At 72.8% G+C, this 18887-nt stretch carries 16 protein-coding genes; 10 read left to right on the top strand and 6 right to left on the bottom strand.

All coding sequences use genetic code 11. From position 1 onward, the window contains the following. Window positions 1-188 precede the first annotated feature (188 nt). The 4 genes from AB2L27_RS04540 (at window position 189) to AB2L27_RS04525 (ending at window position 4824) form a co-directional block, all read left to right on the top strand. Window positions 189-2204, top strand: a complete 2016-nt coding sequence (locus AB2L27_RS04540; RefSeq protein ID WP_370440282.1) for a serine hydrolase domain-containing protein — start codon at window positions 189-191, stop codon at window positions 2202-2204. Window positions 2205-2305: 101 nt separating this feature from the next. Beyond that, window positions 2306-4117 carry a DEDD exonuclease domain-containing protein gene (locus AB2L27_RS04535; RefSeq protein WP_370440281.1) on the top strand — a complete coding sequence of 604 codons (1812 nt, stop codon included), beginning with the start codon at window positions 2306-2308 and terminating at the stop codon, window positions 4115-4117. Next, entirely contained in the window at window positions 4114-4392 is a 279-nt protein-coding gene (locus AB2L27_RS04530; RefSeq protein WP_370440280.1) for an Lrp/AsnC family transcriptional regulator, read from the top strand. Before AB2L27_RS04535 ends, AB2L27_RS04530 begins: the two co-directional genes overlap by 4 nt. Window positions 4393-4515: 123 nt before the next feature. Continuing rightward, window positions 4516-4824, top strand: a complete 309-nt coding sequence (locus AB2L27_RS04525) for a hypothetical protein (RefSeq protein WP_370440279.1) — start codon at window positions 4516-4518, stop codon at window positions 4822-4824. Between the two features lie 6 nt (window positions 4825-4830). Here the strand turns inward: AB2L27_RS04525 and trpD are convergent, their stop codons facing one another. Beyond that, on the bottom strand, window positions 4831-5889 hold the full coding sequence (gene trpD / locus AB2L27_RS04520; RefSeq protein ID WP_370440278.1) for an anthranilate phosphoribosyltransferase: 1059 nt from the start codon (window positions 5887-5889) through the stop codon (window positions 4831-4833). A 307-nt stretch (window positions 5890-6196) separates the two neighbouring features. Here trpD and ctaE point away from each other — a divergent pair, with 307 nt between their 5' ends. The 5 genes from ctaE to AB2L27_RS04495 all read left to right on the top strand — a co-directional run bounded on the left by ctaE (window position 6197) and on the right by AB2L27_RS04495 (window position 11439). Next, window positions 6197-6856 carry an aa3-type cytochrome oxidase subunit III gene (ctaE, locus tag AB2L27_RS04515; protein ID WP_370440277.1) on the top strand — a complete coding sequence of 220 codons (660 nt, stop codon included), beginning with the start codon at window positions 6197-6199 and terminating at the stop codon, window positions 6854-6856. A gap of 115 nt (window positions 6857-6971) precedes the next feature. Then, window positions 6972-7766 (top strand): cytochrome bc1 complex diheme cytochrome c subunit, encoded by a 795-nt coding sequence (qcrC, locus tag AB2L27_RS04510; protein ID WP_370440408.1) that lies wholly within the window; start codon window positions 6972-6974, stop codon window positions 7764-7766. Between the two features lie 64 nt (window positions 7767-7830). Continuing rightward, the gene (qcrA, locus tag AB2L27_RS04505) at window positions 7831-8862 is read left to right on the top strand and encodes a cytochrome bc1 complex Rieske iron-sulfur subunit (protein ID WP_370440276.1); all 1032 of its coding nucleotides are present in this window, start codon (window positions 7831-7833) and stop codon (window positions 8860-8862) included. Next, complete coding sequence (gene qcrB, locus AB2L27_RS04500; protein ID WP_370440275.1) at window positions 8859-10532, top strand: cytochrome bc1 complex cytochrome b subunit; 1674 nt, start codon at window positions 8859-8861, stop codon at window positions 10530-10532. Before qcrA ends, qcrB begins: the two co-directional genes overlap by 4 nt. A 145-nt stretch (window positions 10533-10677) precedes the next feature. Beyond that, window positions 10678-11439, top strand: coding sequence for an SDR family oxidoreductase (locus AB2L27_RS04495; protein ID WP_370440274.1), 762 nt, complete (start codon window positions 10678-10680; stop codon window positions 11437-11439). A gap of 36 nt (window positions 11440-11475) precedes the next feature. Here AB2L27_RS04495 and AB2L27_RS04490 read toward each other — a convergent pair whose 3' ends face one another. Next, window positions 11476-12417 carry a lysylphosphatidylglycerol synthase transmembrane domain-containing protein gene (locus AB2L27_RS04490; protein WP_370440273.1) on the bottom strand — a complete coding sequence of 314 codons (942 nt, stop codon included), beginning with the start codon at window positions 12415-12417 and terminating at the stop codon, window positions 11476-11478. Beyond that, complete coding sequence (locus AB2L27_RS04485; protein ID WP_370440272.1) at window positions 12414-13622, bottom strand: L,D-transpeptidase; 1209 nt, start codon at window positions 13620-13622, stop codon at window positions 12414-12416. Before AB2L27_RS04485 ends, AB2L27_RS04490 begins: the two co-directional genes overlap by 4 nt. A 261-nt stretch (window positions 13623-13883) precedes the next feature. Here AB2L27_RS04485 and AB2L27_RS04480 point away from each other — a divergent pair, with 261 nt between their 5' ends. Next, entirely contained in the window at window positions 13884-15710 is a 1827-nt protein-coding gene (locus AB2L27_RS04480; RefSeq protein WP_370440271.1) for a SpoIIE family protein phosphatase, read from the top strand. A gap of 66 nt (window positions 15711-15776) precedes the next feature. Here AB2L27_RS04480 and AB2L27_RS04475 read toward each other — a convergent pair whose 3' ends face one another. Genes AB2L27_RS04475 through ctaC form a run of 3 tightly spaced genes read right to left on the bottom strand, consistent with a single transcriptional unit; the run spans window position 15777 to window position 18886 of the window. Continuing rightward, the gene (locus tag AB2L27_RS04475) at window positions 15777-16178 is read right to left on the bottom strand and encodes a cytochrome c oxidase subunit 4 (protein ID WP_370440270.1); all 402 of its coding nucleotides are present in this window, start codon (window positions 16176-16178) and stop codon (window positions 15777-15779) included. Between the two features lie 3 nt (window positions 16179-16181). Further along, complete coding sequence (gene ctaD / locus AB2L27_RS04470) at window positions 16182-17948, bottom strand: aa3-type cytochrome oxidase subunit I (protein ID WP_370440269.1); 1767 nt, start codon at window positions 17946-17948, stop codon at window positions 16182-16184. Then, window positions 17948-18886, bottom strand: coding sequence for an aa3-type cytochrome oxidase subunit II (ctaC, locus tag AB2L27_RS04465; protein WP_370440268.1), 939 nt, complete (start codon window positions 18884-18886; stop codon window positions 17948-17950). The genes ctaD and ctaC overlap by 1 nt, the downstream gene beginning before the upstream one ends. Window position 18887: the final 1 nt, after the last annotated feature.

Here is an 18887-nt window from a genome sequence, read left to right as displayed (position 1 = left end):
GCGGTCACCGCCGGCTCCGTCGGGCAGCCCCGGGGGGGGCGGTACCGTGATCACCACGTGCCACCGGAGCAGTCCGCGCTCGGTGCTCCACCGGCAGGATCGGGACTCCCGTGCGTTGTTCGACACGCCACACGACACCCCGCAGAGCGCGCCACCACCGCGCCGCACCCGCAGCCCTGTGCGCTCTGGTGCTGGCGTTCGCGAGCTGGCTCGCGACGGGGACACCGGCCCGGGCCGGCGCGTCGAGCACCGCCCAGGCAGCCACCGCACCGGCAGCCACCGCACCGGCAGCCGCCCACGAGCTCACCACCGGCGACGTCGACACCTGGCTGGAGGGTCTCCTCCCCACCGTCCTGGCTCGCGAGGGCATCGCCGGTGCCGTGGTCTCGGTCGTCCACGACGGGCAGACCGTGACCCGACGGGGGTTCGGACTGGCCGGGACCGGGGCCGGCCCGGACGACTCCGGAGCTGAACGCGTCGACCCCGAGCGGACCCTGTTCAGGATCGGCTCCATCTCCAAGCTCGTGACCGCTACCGCGGTGCTGCAGCTGGTCCAGGACGGGGTCCTGTACCTGGACGCGCCCGTGCAGGACCACCTGGACTTCACCCTGCCCACCAGGTTCCCGCAACCGGTCACCCTGCGACACCTGCTGTCGCACACCGCCGGCTTCGAGGACCGGATCGCCGGGGTCATCCTGGCCCCCCGCGCCGACCCGCCGACGCTGCGCGCCGTGGTGACCACCGACCCGCCCGAGCAGATCTTCGCCCCCGGCACCGTCCCGGCCTACTCGAACTACTCCAACGCCCTCGCTGCGTACGTCGTCCAACGCGTCACGGGCCGCGACTACGCCGACTGGGCCACCGACCACGTCCTGACCGCCGCCGGGATGAGCACCGCCACCTTCGCCCAACCGCTACCGGCGCACCTGGCCGACCGGATGTCGAAGGGGTACGACTCCACGGGCTCGGCGCCGGTGCCCTTCGAGATCGTCGGCCCCGCCCCTGCGGGCGCGATCTCGGCGACGGCGGCGGACATGAGCGCCTTCATGCTGTCCCAGCTGGGCCACGAGACCGGCGCCACCACCGCGACCGGGCCCGCACCCGGTCCGGCACCGGGCCCTCCGCTGCGGTCGAGCACCCGGGACCTGATGCACCGGCCCGCCCTCGGTCCCGACCAGCTGGGCGGCCTGGCCGCCGGCCCGCGCATGGCGCTGGGCTACTTCGACCAGTCCCGCAACGGTCACCGGATCCTGGGGCACGCCGGTGACCTGACCGCCTTCCACGCCCAGCTGCAGATCTACCCCGAGGACGACACCGGCATCTTCCTCGCCCTGAACAGCACCGGGGTGCGCCCGGACTCCAGCCTGGCCGTGCGCGAGCAACTGCTCACCGGGTTCAGCGACCGCTACTTCCCCGACCGACGCCCCGCACCTGCCGCCCTGTCGACGTCGGCGGAGCACAGCGCTCGGGCGGAGGGCGCGTACCTGATCTCCCGGCGCAGCCAGAGCACCTTCGCGCGGTTGTTCTTCCTGCTGTCGGCCGTCGACGTGCGGGCAGGGGCGGAGGGGACCGTGACCATCTCGCAGATCACCGATCCGTCCGGCGCCCTCGTGCCGTTCGTCGAGGTGGAGCCGTGGGTGTGGCAGGAGGTCGACGGCCAACGCCGGGTCGCCGCCGCCCACGACGGCACGGCGGTGACCGCGATCGGGCTCGACCCCGCTTTCACCCTGCACCCGATGCCCACCCGTCAGGCCGTCCTGCCGTGGGTCCTGGCCGTCTCGCTGGGCATCGTCGTGGCCTGGCTGCTGATCTGCCTCGTGACGTCCGTCCACGGCTGGCGTCACCGGATCCGCAGGCACCGCACGCGAGGCGATCGGCTGGTGCGCGCGGCCGGCACCACGTCCGTGGTGGCCTTGGCCGCGGCGGGGACCCTCTGGGCCGTGGTGGCGACCGCCCTGCTGAACGACGCCCCACCGCCCGCGTCCTGGCTCATCCGGCTCGCCCAGGTGCTGACCGCGCTGGCGGTGCTGGGGGTCGTGCCCGCCGCGTGGTCCACCGCCCGCAGCGCGCGGCAGGCCGGCCGGACCGGCGATCGGAGGGGGTGGCTGGAGGTCACCCTGCGCGCGGTGCTCACCGTGGGGTTCGCCGGACTCGGCTACGGCGTCCTGGTCGGGGGCCTGCTGGCGACCAGCATCACCTGCTGAGGGTCGCCCCCGCGGACGGACGACCGGGGTCGCGGCCCCGCGGGGACCGGACACCGCGTGTCGGCGGGGTCGTGTCGGACCGCTCGCCTACCGTCCGCCCCATGCCCGGCCGCGCCTCCGACCCGTCGAGCTCCCCGGCGAGCTCCCCGGCGAGCTTCCAGACGAGCTTCGACGACCTCGGGCAGCCGCTGGCGGACGTGACGTTCGTCGTCCTGGACCTGGAGACCACGGGCGGGCCGCCGTCGGGCGCGGAGATCACCGAGATCGGCGCGGTGAAGGTCCGCGGCGGCCGGGTGCTGGGCGAGTTCCAGACGCTCGTGCGCCCCGCCTCCCCCATCCCGGCCTTCGTCCAGGTCCTCACGGGCATCACGAACCGGATGGTGGCGGCCTCGCCGAGCACGCCGGAGGTGCTGCCGAGCTTCCTGGAGTTCGCCGGCTTCGACCGCGGGGCCGTGCTCGTCGCGCACAACGCCCCCTACGACGTGGGCTTCCTCAAGGCGGCGTGCGCGCTGACGGACCGGTCCTGGCCCGGTCCCCGGGTCGTCGACACCGTCGTCCTGGCCCGTCAGCTCGTCGACCGCGACGAGGCGCCGAACCGCAAGCTGGGCACGCTGGCGCGCCTGTTCGGCACCACGACGACCCCGGACCACCGGGCGCTGCACGACGCGCGGGCCACGGTCGACGTCCTGCACGCGCTGCTGGCCCGGGTGGGAAACCGGGGGGTGCACTCCCTGGAGGACCTGGCGGCCTTCACCGCGACCGCGGTCAACCCGGCGCGGCGCGCCAAGAAACACCTGGCGGTGGGGCTGCCCTCGGCGCCGGGGGTCTACCAGTTCCGCGACGCCGCCGGCCGCGTGCTGTACGTGGGGACGTCGGTGGACGTGCACCGCCGGGTCCGGTCCTACTTCACGGCCTCGGAGACCCGGCCGCGGATGACGGAGATGGTGCGGGCCGCGACGACGGTGGTGCCCGTCGTGTGCGCGACGCCGCTGGAGGCGCGGGTGCGCGAGCTGCGCCTCATCGCCGAGCACTCCCCGCCCTACAACCGGCGCTCGAAGTCCCCGGAGAAGGTGACCTGGGTCAAGCTGACGGCCGAGGCGTGGCCGCGGCTGTCGCTGGTCAGGCAGGTGCGCGACGACACCGCGCAGGGGGCGGAGTACCTGGGGCCGTTCCGGTCGGCGCGGACGGCCGAGCTGGCCGTCGCCGCCCTGCACGACGTCCACCCGCTGCGCCAGTGCACCCGGCGCATCCCCCGCGCCCCGAAGGCCGACGGGCCGGGGGCGTGCGTCCTGGCCGAGATCGGCCGGTGCGGGGCGCCCTGCCTGGGCGCGGACCGGGGCGGGCAGGACGCGGCCTCCTACGCCGAGGTCGTCGAGCAGGTCCGCCGGGCGCTGCGCGAGGACGCCGCCGCCACGCTGGAGCACGGCCGGCGGCGGCTGCAGGCGCTGGCCGCCCAGCAGCGCTACGAGGAGGCGGCCGGCACCCGCGACCGCCTCGAGGCCTTCCTGCGGACCGCCGACCGCGCCCAGCGGCGCGGTCCCGTGGCCGCCAGCCCCGAGATCGTCGCCGCCCGGCGCTGCGCGCCGGAGCCGGGCTGGCCCACGGGCGGGTGGGAGGTCGTGCTCATCCGCCACGGCCGGCTGGCGGGCACCTGCCTCACCCCCAGCGGGGCCGACCCGATGCCGCACATCGACGCGCTGCGGGCCACCGGCGAGGTCGTGCCCGCCCCGGGCCCGGGGCGGCCGGGGCTGCTGGTGGAGGAGACCGACGTCCTGCTGGGCTGGCTGGAGCAGCCGGGGGTCCGCCTCGTGGCGGTGCAGGACGCGGACGCCTCCCCCTGGGCCTGCCCGGTGCGCGGGGCGGGCTGGGCGCGCAGCCGGCTGGCGGCGACGGCGGTAGCCTCACCTGCGTGATCACCGCCATCGTGAACGTGGCCTGCGACGGCCGGCGCATCCCCGAGGTCGCCCAGGCCCTCGCCGAGCTGGACGGGGTGAGCGAGGTGTACTCCGTCACCGGTGACGTCGACCTCGTCGTCATGGTGCGGGTGCGCCGGCACGAGGACCTCGCCGACGTCATCGCCGGGGGCATCAGCCGCGTCGAGGGCGTGGTCTCCACGACGACGAACATCGCCTTCCGCGCCTACTCCCGGCACGACCTGGAGTCCGCCTTCGCGCTCGGCGTCGACTGACCACCCGAGCACCTGAGCGGCGTCCGCGGCCGGCCGCGGCTGCTCTCGCCCCGGTGGTCGGGCGAGCCCCGGTGGTCGCGCCGCGCGGCGGCCGCCCTCGTCCTGGTCCTGGCGTGGGGGACGGTGCAGCACGCGCTGGACGTGGTGGCCGGCGGGTGGAGCGCCTACGCCGGGGCTCCGGGCTGGCTGGCGGCGTACTGGTCGGCCCTGCTGGTCCTGGACCCGCTCGCCGCGGTCCTGGTGGCCCGCCGGCACCGCCCGGGGCTCGTGCTGGCCCCGGGGGTCCTCGTGACGGACGCGGCGGCGAACGGGTGGGCCGTGCACGCCCTGGGGATGGGCGGCCCGCTCGCCGTCGCGGGGCAGGCCGTCGTCGCCGTCCTGGCCCTGGCCTCGCTCGCCCTGACCCCGCGCTGGCTGCGGCGCCGGCCCTGAGGGTGCTCAGGCCGAGGCGCGCACCCACCGCTCGAGCACGTCGGCGGCGGCACCGGAGTCCAGCGAGGCGGCCGCCTGCCGCATCCCCTCGGCCAGGTGGGGCACCAGCCCCTCGGCCAGCCCCGCGCCCCCCTCGGCGCGGACCCCGGCCGCGACGAGGGCGGCGGCGGCGTTGAGGACGACGGCGTCGCGCACGGGGCCGCGGGTCCCGGCCAACAGGTCCCGCACGACGCCGGCGTTGTGGGCCGCGTCCGCGCCGCGCAGGTCGGCGAGGGTCGCGGGGGCCAGCCCGAGCTCGGCGACGGGGTCCAGGCCCACCGGCGTGACCGTCCCGGCGTCGACGACCCACACCCGGGCCGGGCCGGTGCCGGTCAGCTCGTCCAGACCGTCCTCGCCGCGGAAGACGAGGGCCTGGGTGCCGCGCGCGGCCAGCACGTCCGCCACCAGCGGGGCGGCGCGCCGGTCGGCGACCCCCACGGCGGTGGCCCCGGCGCGGGCGGGGTTGGTCAGCGGGCCCAGGACGTTGAACGCCGTGGGGACGCCGAGCCCGCCGCGGGCGCCGGCCGCGTGCCGCATGGCCGGGTGGAAGACCTGGGCGAAGCAGAACGTGATCCCGACCTCGACGGCCAGCTCCCCCACCCGTCGGGGCGGCAGGTCCAGGCGCACGCCGAGCGCCTCCAGCACGTCGGCCGAGCCCGAGGCCGACGTCGCGGCGCGGTTGCCGTGCTTGACCACGCGGTGCCCGGCCCCGGCGAGGACGAGGGACCCCATCGTGGAGATGTTCACGGTGTGGGCGCGGTCACCGCCGGTGCCGACGAGGTCGACGACCGGTCCGGGCACCGGCAGCGGCACGGCGTGCGCCAGCATGGCGTCGGCCAGACCGGTCAGCTCCTGGCTCGTCTCGCCCTTGGCCCGCAGCGCGACGAGGAACCCGGCGAGCTGGACGTCACCGGCGTCCCCGCGCATGACCTGGTCCATGGCCCAGCCCGCCTGCTCCGCCGTCAGGTCGCGCCCGGCGAGCAGCTCGGTCAGCAACCCGGCCCACGTGGGTGCGGCGGTGGTCATGGCGTCCTGGCTCCCGCGGGTGTGGTGTGGTCGTCGCGGTGGACCCGCGGCGCCCCGCACCCTACTGAGGGTCCCCGCGGCGGGGTCGACAGCCCCGCCGCGCACACCGGCCGAGGATCGAGACCGTTCTGTGATCCGGCACTGAGGTTCCCCTGACCTCCGGGGCCGTCCCCCGCACGGACGCGCGGTCCCGGGCACCCTGCGCACGACCTCCGCACAGCGCGTGCCGAACCTCCCCCACCCGGCGGAACGGTGGTCTACGACACGTTGTCGGTCCCCGGGCAGCGAACCGCGCCGGGGGTGGGGCATGATTGGCGCCGTGGCGAGTGCACAGGCTGTCCAGAGCAGTACCCCGAGTCCTGCACACGGGTCGGTGAACCGACCCAACATGGTGTCGGTCGGCGTGATCGTGTGGCTGTCCAGCGAGCTGATGTTCTTCGCCGGGCTCTTCGCCATGTACTTCACGATCCGGTCCGTCGCCCCGGCGCTGTGGGAGTCCGGCCCCGAGCTCCTCAACGTCCCGTTCTCGAGCGTCAACACGACGATCCTCGTGATCTCCTCGTTCTGGTGCCAGTTCGGCGTCTTCGCCGCGGAACGCTTCCAGCCCCGCCGCACCGGCGGTCTCCTGCAGTTCTCCAAGTGGGGCATGCAGGAGTGGTTCGTCCTCACCTACATCTTCGGCGGCCTCTTCGTCGCCGGTCAGGTCTTCGAGTACGCCGAGCTGGCGCACGAGGGCCTGACCATCGCCACGAACGCCTACGGCTCGGTCTTCATCCTCGCCACCGGCTTCCACGGCATCCACGTCTTCGGCGGGCTCATCGCCTTCCTCATGGTGATCGGCCGCTCATACGCCTCCAAGCGCTTCGGCCACCAGGAGGCGACCAGCGCCATCGTCGTCTCGTACTACTGGCACTTCGTCGACGTCGTGTGGATCGGCCTCTTCACGGTCATCTACGTCTTGAAGTGACGAACGAGCTTTCGACGTCGTTCCCCACACGCAGTCCCGAACGCCCCCGTAGGAAGCGAGCACCAGCACCGTGACCAGGACCCTCACCGCACTCAGCGCCCGACGGCGCCACCCCATGGCCGTCGTCGTGCTGATCGCGTTGGCGCTGCTCCTCGTCGGGGGCCTGTACGCGGCCCTGTCGCCCCGCGAGGCCCGGGCGACCACCGCGACCGCCTCGGCCGACGACATCCAGACCGGCAAGGAGCTCTTCCTCGCCAACTGCTCCACCTGCCACGGCCTGGACGCCCAGGGCGGCCCGGTCGTCGACGGCAAGAACCCCGGCCCCTCCCTCATCGGCGTGGGGGCGGCCTCGGTCGACTTCCAGGTCGGCACCGGGCGCATGCCGCTGGCCCAGTCCGGCGCGCAGGCCCCCGAGGTCGACAAGATCCGCTTCTCCCAGGAGCAGATCGACCAGATGGCGGCCTACATCGCCTCCCTCGCCCCGGGCCCGGCCGTCCCGACCGAGGAGCAGCTGGACACCAGCGGCGTCTCCGACGAGGAGGTCGCCCGCGGCGCGGCGATCTTCCGCACCAACTGCGCCATGTGCCACAACTCCCAGGGCAAGGGCGGCGCGCTGACCGCCGGCAAGTACGCCCCGGACCTGACCGGCACCTCGGCCAAGCACATCTACGAGGCGATGCAGACCGGCCCGCAGTCGATGCCGGTCTTCAACGACAACAACATCAGCCCCGACGACAAGACGGCGATCATCGCCTGGCTCACCGACCGCGGTGGCGAGGACACCCGCCCGGACCCGGGTGGGCTCACCCTGGGCTCGCTCGGGCCGGTCTCCGAGGGCCTGGTCGCGTGGATCGCGGGCATCGGCGCCCTCATCGGCGTCTCGGTGTGGCTGGGGATGAAGTCCTCCTGATGAGCAACCCGACGCTGACGAGCACCTCAGTGAGCAACGTGAAGGAACCGGACGGGCAGGGAGCATGAGCGACATCGAACGCGCCGACGAGGCGCACGGGCAGCCGGGGTCGGCCCTGGCCAAGCCCGGGGGCGGCGTTCCCGACCGCTTCGAGAACCCGGGCCTGCCGCCGCACCGGCACCGGATGGGCGACACCGACCCGCAGGCCGCCAAGCGCGCCGAGCGGCAGGTCGCCTTCTTCCTGCTGCTGTCGATCCTCGGCTCGATCGGGATCATCGTCTCGATCATCGCGATCAAGTACGACGGCAGCTTCGAGCGCGTGAGCTGGTCGACCAAGGCCATCGGCCTGTCGATGTTCCTGTCGCTGTTCGCCCTCGGCGTCGGGGCCGTGCACTGGGCCAAGACGCTCATGCCGGACGACGAGCGCATCGACATGCGTCACCGCCAGCGCGGGACCGCGGCCGAGCGCGCGGCAGCCGTGGCCATCCTCAAGGAGGGGGCCGGCGAGGCCGGGCTGGGCCGTCGCCCGCTCATCCGCAACACCCTCGTCGGGGCCCTGGCGCTGTTCCCGATCCCGGCGGTCTTCTTCTTCCGCGACACCGGCCCGCTGCCGGGGAACGACCTGTCCACGACCATGTGGGAGGACGGCATCCACCTGGTCAAGGACCCCGAGGGCGGTCGCATCCGCGCCGCGGACGTCACCCTCGGCTCGGTCGTCCACGTCCTGCCCGAGGGCATCGAGGACGTCGAGCACCCCCTGAACGAGAAGGCCAAGTCCGCCGTGCTCATCATGCGGCTGGAGCAGGACCTCCTGAGCGAGAAGCAGAACGAGTGGGGTGTCGACGGGACCGTCGCCTACTCCAAGATCTGCACCCACATGGGCTGCCCCGTGGCCCTGTACGAGCAGCAGACCCACCACCTGCTGTGCCCCTGCCACCAGTCGACGTTCGACCTGACGCAGGACTGCAAGGTGATCTTCGGCCCCGCCAAGCGGCCCCTCCCCCAGCTGCCGATCGCAGTGGACGACGAGGGTTACCTGGTGGCGACGAGCGGCTTCCACGAAGCCGTGGGCCCGAGCTTCTGGGAGCGCGGATGAGCACCATCGACAAGGCGGCGGGTGGCGTCGCGAACTTCGCCGACGACAGCGTCGGCGCCAGCAAGGTCGTCAACGGGTTCGCCCGGAAGATCTTCCCCGACCACTGGTCCTTCATGCTCGGCGAGATCACGCTGTACAGCTTCGTGATCCTGCTGCTGACCGGGACGTTCCTGACGTTCTTCTACGAGCCGAGCGCGGCCGAGACCACGTACTACGGCCAGTACATCCCGCTCTACGGCCAGCACGTCTCCGAGGCCTACGAGTCCTCGCTGCGGATCTCGTTCGACGTCCGCGGTGGCCTGCTCATGCGCCAGATCCACCACTGGGCCGCCCTGGTCTTCGTCGCCGCGACGATCGTCCACATGGCCCGCGTCTTCTTCACCGGGGCGTTCCGCAAGCCGCGTGAGGTCAACTGGGTCATCGGCTCGATCCTGGCCATCCTGGCCGTCTTCGAGGGCTTCACCGGGTACTCCCTGCCCGACGACCTGCTCTCGGGCACCGGGATCCGCATCGCGCAGGCGATCATCCTGGCCGTGCCGGTGGTCGGCAGCTACATCAGCTTCTTCCTGTTCGGCGGCGAGTTCCCCGGGACCGACTTCATCCCGCGGTTCTTCACCATCCACATCCTGCTGCTGCCGGCGATCATCCTGGCCCTCATCGCCGTGCACCTCATGCTGGTCGTCGTGCACAAGCACACCCAGTACCCCGGCCCCGGTCGGACCGAGGACAACGTCGTCGGCTTCCAGTTGTTCCCGGTGTACATGGCCAAGGCCGGTGGGTTCTTCTTCATCGTCTTCGGCGTCATCGCGGCGCTCGGGGCGCTGGTGCAGATCAACGCGATCTGGGCCTACGGCGCGTACGACCCCTCCCCCGTCACCGCCGGTTCCCAGCCGGACTGGTACATGGGCTGGCTCGACGGTGCGGTCCGCCTCATGCCGGGCTGGTTCGAGTTCACGCTGTGGGGCTTCACGTTCTCGATGAACATCTTCATCCCCACCACGGTCGTCATCCTGCTGACGATGGGCATCATGGTCCTGTACCCGTGGATCGAGCAGGCCGCGACCGGCGACCGCCGCGAGCACCACCTGCTGGACCGCCCGCGCAACCAGCCGACCCGCACGGGTCTCGGCGTCATGGCGCTGACGTTCTACGTCCTGCTCTGGATCTCCGGCGGGAACGACATCATCGCCCACATGCTGAACCTGTCGATCAACGACATCACGCGGTCGCTGCGCGTCCTCGTGTTCGCGTTGCCGGCGCTGGCGTTCGTCGTCACCAAGCGCATCTGCCTGGGGCTGCAGCGCAAGGACCGCGAGAAGGCGCTGCACGGCCGCGAGACCGGCCGCATCGTCCGCCTGCCGCACGGTGAGTTCATCGAGGTCCACGCTCCCCTGACGGACCTGGAGCGGTGGACGCTGGTCCAGCACGACAACCTGCGTCCCATGGAGATCGAGGACCGCGTCGACGCCGGGAACCCGGACACCCTGTTCGGCAAGGTCCAGCGCCGGCTCTCGAGGTTCTACTTCGAGGACCGCGTCGAGCCGGTGACCCCGGCCGAGCTGGCCGCCTCCCACCACGACCACCACGGTGAGCTGGAGCAGGCGCACGCCGACGAGCTCGACCGGGCCGACCACCCGGCCATCGGGACGTCGCAGACGACCCACGGCTGACCCGCCTCACCAGAAGGGCCCCGAGCCACCGGCTCGGGGCCCTTCTGCGTGCCCCGCCCGGTGCCCCGCCCGGTGCCACGAGCGGACCGGACGCCGAGCAGACGACCGACCAGACGACCACGACGAACAGTTAGGCTCCTGCCCCGTGACCAACCCCCTCGCCCCCGGCAGCCTCTCCGGCCAGCGCGTCCTCATCACCGGCTCCTCCCGCGGCATCGGGGCCCAGACCGCGACGTACGTCGCCGAGGCGGGCGCCTCGGTCGTCGTCAACTACCGGGACAAGGCGGCCCGCGCCGACAAGCTCGTCGCGGGCCTGACCGCCGGCGGGGCCAGCGCGGTCGCCATCGCCGCCGACCTGACCGACCCGGTCTCGGTGCAGGCGATGTTCGACCGCGTGCGCTCGGAGCTGGGCGGGCTGGACGTCCTCGTCCTCAACGCCTCCGGCGGCATGGAGCGCGACGTCGCCGAGGACTACGCGATGCGGCTCAACCGCGACGCGCAGGTCAACGCCCTGGAGACGGCCCTGCCCCTGCTGGGCCCCGGCTCGCGCATCGTCTTCGTCACCAGTCACCAGGCGCACTTCATCGACACGGTCGAGACGATGCCGGACTACGAGCCGGTCGCGCGCAGCAAGCGCGCCGGGGAGGACGCGCTGCGGGCCCTCATCCCGACCGTCGAGGCGGCCGGCGTCGAGTTCGTCGTCGTCTCCGGCGACATGATCGAGGGCACCATCACCGCGACCCTGCTCGAACGGTCCAACCCCGGGGCCCTGGCCACCCGCAAGGAGGCCGCCGGCAGGCTGTACGACGTGGCGGGCTTCGCCGCCGAGGTCGCCCTCGCGGCCGTCGAGCCGGTCCCGGCCGACCACACCCGCTACGTGGGGGACATCTCCTCCTTCACGGGCTGAGCCCGGCGCCGGGGCCCGCACGGCGGGTCCCGGCGCTCAGACCGCGTGCCGCCCCCGCAGCCAGACCAGCGCCACCCACGCGGGCGGGACCCGCAGCCAGAACGTGAGCGTCCGGTGCAGCAGGGCCGCCGACAGGGCCGCCTCGGCCGTCACGCCGCAGGCGACCAGCCCGGCGGTCAGGGCGGCCTCGGAGGCCCCGACGCCGCCCGGCACCGGCACCGCCGCCGTGACCGCCGAGCTGCCCACGACGACGAGGACGAGCAGCAGCAGGGGCGCCTCGCCCCCGACGGCCCGCACGGCGCACCACAGGGTCGCCGCGAACCCCAGCGGGACGCCCAGGTGCCCGAGCAGGGCCACCGCCACCCGCCCGGGGTGGGTCAGGACCCGGCGCAGCGCCGGCCACTCCGCGCGCACGGGCGCGACGACCCGCTGCGCCGTCCAGCGCCGGACCCGCGGGTGCAGGCGGGCCAGCAGCAGCGCCACCACCAGGACGGCGGTCCCCGCCCCCAGCAGGGGCCAGGGGACGCTCACGGTGGACCCGGCCGAGCGCCCGGCCCGCAGCAGCGCCGCGAGGATCAGGACGCCCGTGACGACCAGCGACGTGGACTGCACGATGCCGATGGTCGTGACCGCCACCGCCAGCGGCAGCCCCCGCCGCTGCAGGTAGCGGACGGTCAGGGCCACCCCGCCGGAGCTCGAGGGCGTCACGAGGTTGACGAAGGACGTGGCCAGCCAGAGCACGCACGTGCGCACCGGGGGCAGGTGGACCGGTGAGAGCGCGGCCATCGACGCGACGTTGCCGAACAGCGGCAGCAGCGAGCAGGCGGCCGCGGCGAGCACCCACCCGGGGTGGGCCGACCGCAGCCGCTCCCCCAGGTCGGCCGCCTCCAGCCGACGGGACAGGACGACCACGGCGGCGACGGTGGCGGCGAGGAGGACGACCCGCCAGACCCGGCGGGCGCTGACCCGCCCGCTCAAGCGGGCAACGCCGACCCCTGCTGCCACTGCTGGTAGGTCTCGTTCCACACCGTGAAGCCGTTGCCGGGTTCGATCCCCCGGTCGCTGCCGGTGTAGACGACGACGTCGCCGACCTTGGAGTGCTCGAACATCCACCGCGCGTCCTCGGTGCTCATGCCGGTGCAGCCGTGGCTGACGTTGGCCCGGCCCTGCGAGGACACCGACCAGGGCGCGGCGTGCAGGAACTCCCCGGAGTTGGTCACGCGCATCGCGTACTCGACGGCGACGTCGTAGTAGTTCGGGTCGTCCTGCCCGATGCCCGTGGTCTCGGAGTTCATCTGCCGCGACCGCTCCAGGCTCATGATCACCTTCGTCCCGCTGCGGGTCACGAACGTCCCGGAGTGACCGGACTGCCCCAGGGTGACCGGGATGGTCCGCAGCACCTGGCCGTCCCGGGTCACCGTGAGGGTGTGGGCGGCGATGTCGACGGTGCTGACCATGGCCGAGCCGACGGTGAAGTCGATGTCGCGGGTCGTGCCCCACACCCCGGGGGCCACCTCGACCGACCCGAGGTCGATGTCGAGGTGGACGGCCGAGCGGGCGGGCCAGTACTGCTCGGGGCGGTACTCCACCTCGGTGTCGGACTGCCAGCTCCACGACCCCGGCACCGGCGCCGGCGTCACCGTGACGTGCAGGTTCTCCTCCACGAGCCGGCGGCGGTCGTCGGCCACGGGCGAGTCGAAGGTCACGATGACGGGCATGCCGACGCCGACCTCGTGCCCGGCCAGCGGCGCCACGGCCGGGAACGCGGTGTCCACGGGCGTCAGCGTCGTCAGGGTGCTGTCGTGGGTGGTGGAGGCCCCGGAGGCGCCCGCGGCGACCGCGTGGACCGCGTAGGCGGTCCCCACCGCGAGGGGCCCCTGCGAGGTCCAGGTGGTGCCGGCCGGGTCCAGGGCCCCGGCGACGGCCGTGCCGTCGGGCGCGGTCACGGTGACGTCGGTGAGCGTGCCGTGGGCGACGGTGACGCTCACGGGCGCGTCCGGTCGCACGTCGGTGGCCGCGTCCGCGGGGCTGACGGTGACGCTGGGCGGGGTGGCCGCCGGGGCGGCCCCGGGCCCCCCGGTGTCGGACTGGCAGGCGGTGACGGCCGGGAGGGCCGCGGCCCCCAGCAGGACCCCGACGAGCGTGCGCCGGCGCACGGACGTGGACTGACCAGGACGTTGCATCACAGACGTGCTCTCCCCCGGGCGCGGACGCCCTCTCGTGCTTCCCCGTCGACCATGCTCGCACCTCGGCCGACGTTCTCACCGGAGGGGGACGCTGCGCGCCCGTGTCCCGTTGCACGTGGTGCCCCACGACCTCGGTGACCGTCGCGGACGTGAGCGGGGACGACCTGCGCGGGTGCCCGTCCCCGGGAGGTGCTCGCTAGGCTCCTCGGACGCGGACCTCGCTGCGGGGGGTGTCCCGGTCAGAGGAGGACGAACCGGTTGAGGCCACCACCCGAGTTGGACTTCCGGCGGGTCTTCGACGAGACCCCCGTCCCGCTGCTGCTGCTCACGCCGGACTTCGTCATCCTGCGGGCCAACCACGCCCGGCTCGAGGTCACCGCCACCACGCTGGGGGGCACCGTCGGGCGCGGGCTGTTCGAGGTGTTCCCCGTGAACCCCGACGACCCCGGCGCCGACGGGCTGGTGAACCTGCGCGATTCGCTGGCCCTGGCCCGCGACACCCGCCGGCCGCAGACGATGGCCGTGCAGAAGTACGACATCCCCATGCCCGACGGCACCTACGAGGAACGGTTCTGGAGCCCGCGCAACGTCCCGATCCTCGACGAGGACGGTGAGGTCGTGATGCTGCTGCACCGCTCCGACGACATCACCGACTACGTGCACAGCCGCGACGCCGCCCGGGTCTCCTCCGAGCTGAGCGAACGCCTGCGCGAACGCGCCGAACGCGTCGAGCACGACCTGTTCGCCCGCACCCGTGAGCTGGAGCAGCTCGTCGCCCACCTGGGGCGGGCGACCGCCCGCGCGGAGCTGCTGGCCGCGGTGACCAGCGAGCTGACCAGCACCCTGGACGCCGAGCAGGCCGTCGGCCGGATGGCGCGACTGGTGGTTCCCCTGCTCGCGGACTGGTGCATCGTCAGCCTGGTCACCGACGAACGACGCAGCAGCGCCCGGGGGCTGCGGGACGTCGGCAGCTGGCACGCCGAGGAGGCGGTGCGCCCGGTCGTGGCCGAGTACGCCGCCACCCGCCTGCAGGTGCTGCGTCCGGGGTCGCTGCTGGACCGGGCCCTGTCGACCGGCCGGGCCCAGGTGCAGCCGACCCGGGCCCTGGAGTACCTGACCTCGGTGCTGGAACCGGGCCGGGCCCGTGACCTGGTCACCGGGCTGGCCCCGGAGTCGTTGCTGATCCTGCCGCTGCGTGCCCGGGGGCGGACCCTGGGCACGCTGATGCTGGCCAACGGCGCGGCCCGCAGCCCGATCACCGCCGAGGAGACCGCCACCGCGACCGACATCGCCGGGCGGGCCGGGCTGGCCCTGGACACCGCGCGTCTGTACCGGCAGCAGCGTGAGCTCGCCGAGGCCCTGCAGCGGTCGCTGCTCAGCGACCCCGCCCAGCCGGACGACGTCGAGATCGTGGTGCGGTACACCCCGGCCGCGGAGACGGCGCAGGTGGGCGGGGACTGGTACGACGCCTTCGTGCAGCCGTCCGGGGCGGCGATCCTGACCATCGGGGACGTGCTGGGGCACGACACCGACGCGGCGGCGGCCATGGCCCAGGTCCGTTCGCTGCTGCGCGGGATCGCCGTGGCCACCGACGCGGGACCGGCCGCCGTCCTGACCGGGGTGGACCGGGCGATGGTCACCCTGGGAGTGGGCACGACCGCGACGGCGGTGGTGGCGCGGCTGGAGCAGACGCCGCAGGAGGCCCGGCGCGGGGTGCGACGGCTGGTGTGGTCCAACGCCGGGCACCCCCCGCCCGTCCTGCTCACCCCCGCCGGTGGGGTGTCCTGGCTGCAGGCCGCGGCCGCCGAACTGCTCCTGGGGGTGCTGCCCGAGGGGCCGCGCGGGGAGAGCGTGGCCGCGCTGGAGGCGGGCTCGACCGTGCTGTTCTACACCGACGGTCTCGTCGAACGCCGCGACGAGGTGCTGGACGACGGCCTGGCCCGCCTGCGCGGGACGCTGGCGGAGGTCGCCCTCGGGGACCCCACCCTCGACGAGCTGTGCGAGGCGGTCCTGGAGCGGATGCTGCCGCAGCGGCCGGCGGACGACGTGGCGCTGCTGGCGGTGCGACTGCACCCGCAGCACTGAGGCGCCGGCCCGGACGCACGAGGGCCCCGCACCGGGAACGGTGCGGGGCCCTGGCGCGAACCGGGTTCAGTGGGCGTGCTCGCCCTTGTAGTACTCGAAGACCCAGCCGACGATCATCGGCACGGTGATGACGACGCCGATGAGCCACAGCCACCAGCCGACGGCCACCCCCAGGAAGGTGACGGCGCCACCGGCGGCCAGGTACAGCGGCCACCAGGAGTGCGGGGAGAAGAAGCCCTGCTCCCCCGCGCCCTCGGAGATGTCGGCCCGGGGGTTGTCCTCGGGACGCTCGTCGATGCGGCGGGCGGTGATCGTCAGGTACGTGCCGACGAGGAGGGCCAGACCACCGGTGAGCAGCAGGGCGATGAACCCCACCCACTCGTCCCAACGGGTCAGCATCCCGTAGACGAAGGCGACGGGCAGGAAGAACAGGATCCCGCCGGAGAACAGCCAGGTTTCAGGCTTCATCGGTCAGTGCCCTCCGTGGACGTCTTCACGGCCGCGACGGTCCGAGCCGCCGTAGACCGCATCGAGCAGGTTGCCCCCGCCGTCGTGGTTGTCGTGAGCCGCGACCTCGGGGTGGTGCAGGTCGAAGGCCGGGCGCTCGGAGCGGATCCGGGGCAGCGACGTGAAGTTGTGGCGCGGCGGCGGGCAGGAGGTCGCCCACTCCAGGGAGGCGCCGTAGCCCCACGGGTCGTCCACGGTGACCTTCTCGCCGAAGCGGGCGGTCCGGTAGACGTTCCACAGGAAGGGCAGGAAGGACAGGCCCAGGACGAACGACCCGATCGTGGAGATCTGGTTCATCGTCTCGAAGCCCTCGCCCACGAGGTAGTCGGCGTAGCGACGCGGCATCCCGGCCGCCCCCAGCCAGTGCTGGATGAGGAAGGTGCTGTGGAAGCCGACGAACAGCAGCCAGAAGTGCACCTTGCCCCAGCCCTCGTGGAGCATCTTGCCGGTGAGCTTGGGCCACCAGAAGTAGAAGCCGGCGAACATCGCGAACACGACCGTGCCGAAGACGACGTAGTGGAAGTGCGCCACGACGAAGTAGGAGTCCGAGAGCTGGAAGTCCAGCGGCGGCGCGGACAGGATGACGCCGGTCAGACCACCGAAGAGGAACGTCACGAGGAAGCCGACCGACCACAGCATCGGCGTGTCGAAGGTCAGCGACCCGCGCCACATCGTCCCGATCCAGTTGAAGAACTTCACCCCGGTGGGCACGGCGATGAGCATCGTCATGAAGGCGAAGAACGGCAGCAGGACCTTGCCGGTGACGTACATGTGGTGCGCCCACACCGTCACCGACAGGCCGGCGATGGAGATGGTGGCGAAGACCAGGCCCTTGTAGCCGAAGACGGGCTTGCGGCTGAAGACCGGGAAGATCTCGGTCACGATGCCGAAGAACGGCAACGCGATGATGTAGACCTCCGGGTGCCCGAAGAACCAGAACAGGTGCTGCCACAGGATCGGCCCGCCGTTGGCGGCCTCGAAGACGTGGGCCCCCATGATGCGGTCGGCGGCCAGCGCCAACAGCGCGGCGGCCAGGACCGGGAAGGCCATGAGGATCAGGACGCTCGTGATGAGCGTGTTCCAGGTGAAGATCGGCATCCGGAACATCGTCATGCCGGGAGCGCGCATGCAGATGATCGTGGTGATGAAGTTGACCGCACCGAGGATCGTGCCGAACCCGGAGAAGGCCAGGCCCATGACCCAGAGGTTGCCGCCCAGCCCCGGGGAGTGGACGACGTCGCTCAGCGGCGCGTAGGCGAACCAGCCGAAGCTCGCGGCCCCGCCGGGGGTGATGAACCCGGCGGCGGCGATCAGGCCGCCGAACAGGAACAGCCAGTAGGCGAACATGTTCAGCCGCGGGAACGCCACGTCCGGCGCACCGATCTGCAGCGGCATGATCGCGTTCGCGAAGGCCGAGAACAGCGGGGTCGCGAACAGCAGCAGCATCACCGTGCCGTGCATGGTGAAGGCCTGGTTGTACTCGTTCTTGGTGGCGAACACCTGCATGCCGGGTTCGAACAGCTCGGCGCGGATGAGCAGCGCCATGATCCCGCCGATGAGGAACCAGATGAACGAGGTGATGAAGTACAGGTTGCCGATGACCTTGTGGTCGGTGCTCGACAGCCAGTTGGCGATGACCTGACCGCGCGAGCGCGGCACGACCGCACCCAGCGTCTGGCGCGAGGTCACGCGCCGGGCGGTGCCGGGCAGGTCGAGGCTCTCAGCAGCCATCAGTTCTCCTCCTCGTTCGAGCGGACCGAGTCGGCCTGGACGCCGGCGATCTCGTTGGCCCCGGCGAGCGTGATGGGCAGGGACCCGGTCTGGCCGGCCGCCGCGAGGTCGTCGAGGTGCTGCTGGTACTCCTCGGCCGAGACGACCCGGACGTTGAAGAGCATCTCGGAGTGGTACTCACCGCACAGCTCGGCGCACTTGCCCTTGAAGTCGCCCTCCTTGGTGGGGGTGACCTGGAACTTGTTCGGGCTGCCCGGGATCATGTCCATCTTCATGAGGAACGCCGGGACCCAGAAGGAGTGGATGACGTCGCGCGAGTACAGGTCGAACTGCACCCTCTCGTTGACCGGCAGGTACAGCGTCGGCAGGTCCTCCTCCACGCCCTCGCGGCCGGTGAGGTCCGCCTGGCGGCCGGTGTCGTAGACACCGGGCTGGGCGGAGTCGCCGTTGCCCTCGAGGTAGTTGAAGTCCCAGGACCACTTCTTGCCGACGACCTGGACGGTGACGTCCGGCGTCTCGGAGGTGTCGAGGATGGCCTGCTGGTCACGGGCGACGTAGTAGAAGAGGACGCCGACCATCATGACCGGGACGATCGTGTAGAGGATCTCGATGGGCATGTTGTAGCGGACCTGCGGCGGCAGCTCCGGGTCGCCCTTGCGCCGCCGGTAGGCCACGACGACCCAGATCGTCAGACCCCAGACCAGGACGCCCACGGCGAGGGCGGCGATCCAGGACCCGTCCCACAGCTGGGACATGCGCGGGGTCATGTCGGTGGCGCCGATGCTGGCGTCGGGGAGGAAGAAGTTGCTCGCCGAAGCGTCCGGCCAGTCCCCCGCGCAGCCGGTCAGCAGCAGTGCCGCACCCCCGGTCAGGGCGCCGGCGACCAGCGCCTTGGGGGGACGGCGACGACGCGTCGCGCCCGAGTCTCGCGTACCCAAC

The organism is Kineococcus halophytocola (assembly GCF_041276425.1).
Lineage (GTDB): Bacteria > Actinomycetota > Actinomycetes > Actinomycetales > Kineococcaceae > Kineococcus > Kineococcus halophytocola.
Note: the sequence above shows the minus strand (reverse complement) of the source record. Positions and strands in the feature narration are given on the sequence as shown.

Bases quoted from the DNA above. Each gene is read 5' to 3' on its own strand.
- AB2L27_RS04535 (WP_370440281.1), top strand. From the start codon at position 2,306: ATGCCCGGCCGCGCCTCCGACCCGTCGAGCTCCCCGGCGAGCTCCCCG.
- trpD (WP_370440278.1), bottom strand. From the start codon at position 5,889: ATGACCACCGCCGCACCCACGTGGGCCGGGTTGCTGACCGAGCTGCTC.
- ctaE (WP_370440277.1), top strand. From the start codon at position 6,197: ATGATTGGCGCCGTGGCGAGTGCACAGGCTGTCCAGAGCAGTACCCCG.
- qcrC (WP_370440408.1), top strand. From the start codon at position 6,972: ATGGCCGTCGTCGTGCTGATCGCGTTGGCGCTGCTCCTCGTCGGGGGC.
- qcrA (WP_370440276.1), top strand. From the start codon at position 7,831: ATGAGCGACATCGAACGCGCCGACGAGGCGCACGGGCAGCCGGGGTCG.
- qcrB (WP_370440275.1), top strand. From the start codon at position 8,859: ATGAGCACCATCGACAAGGCGGCGGGTGGCGTCGCGAACTTCGCCGAC.
- AB2L27_RS04485 (WP_370440272.1), bottom strand. From the start codon at position 13,622: ATGCAACGTCCTGGTCAGTCCACGTCCGTGCGCCGGCGCACGCTCGTC.
- AB2L27_RS04475 (WP_370440270.1), bottom strand. From the start codon at position 16,178: ATGAAGCCTGAAACCTGGCTGTTCTCCGGCGGGATCCTGTTCTTCCTG.
- ctaD (WP_370440269.1), bottom strand. From the start codon at position 17,948: ATGGCTGCTGAGAGCCTCGACCTGCCCGGCACCGCCCGGCGCGTGACC.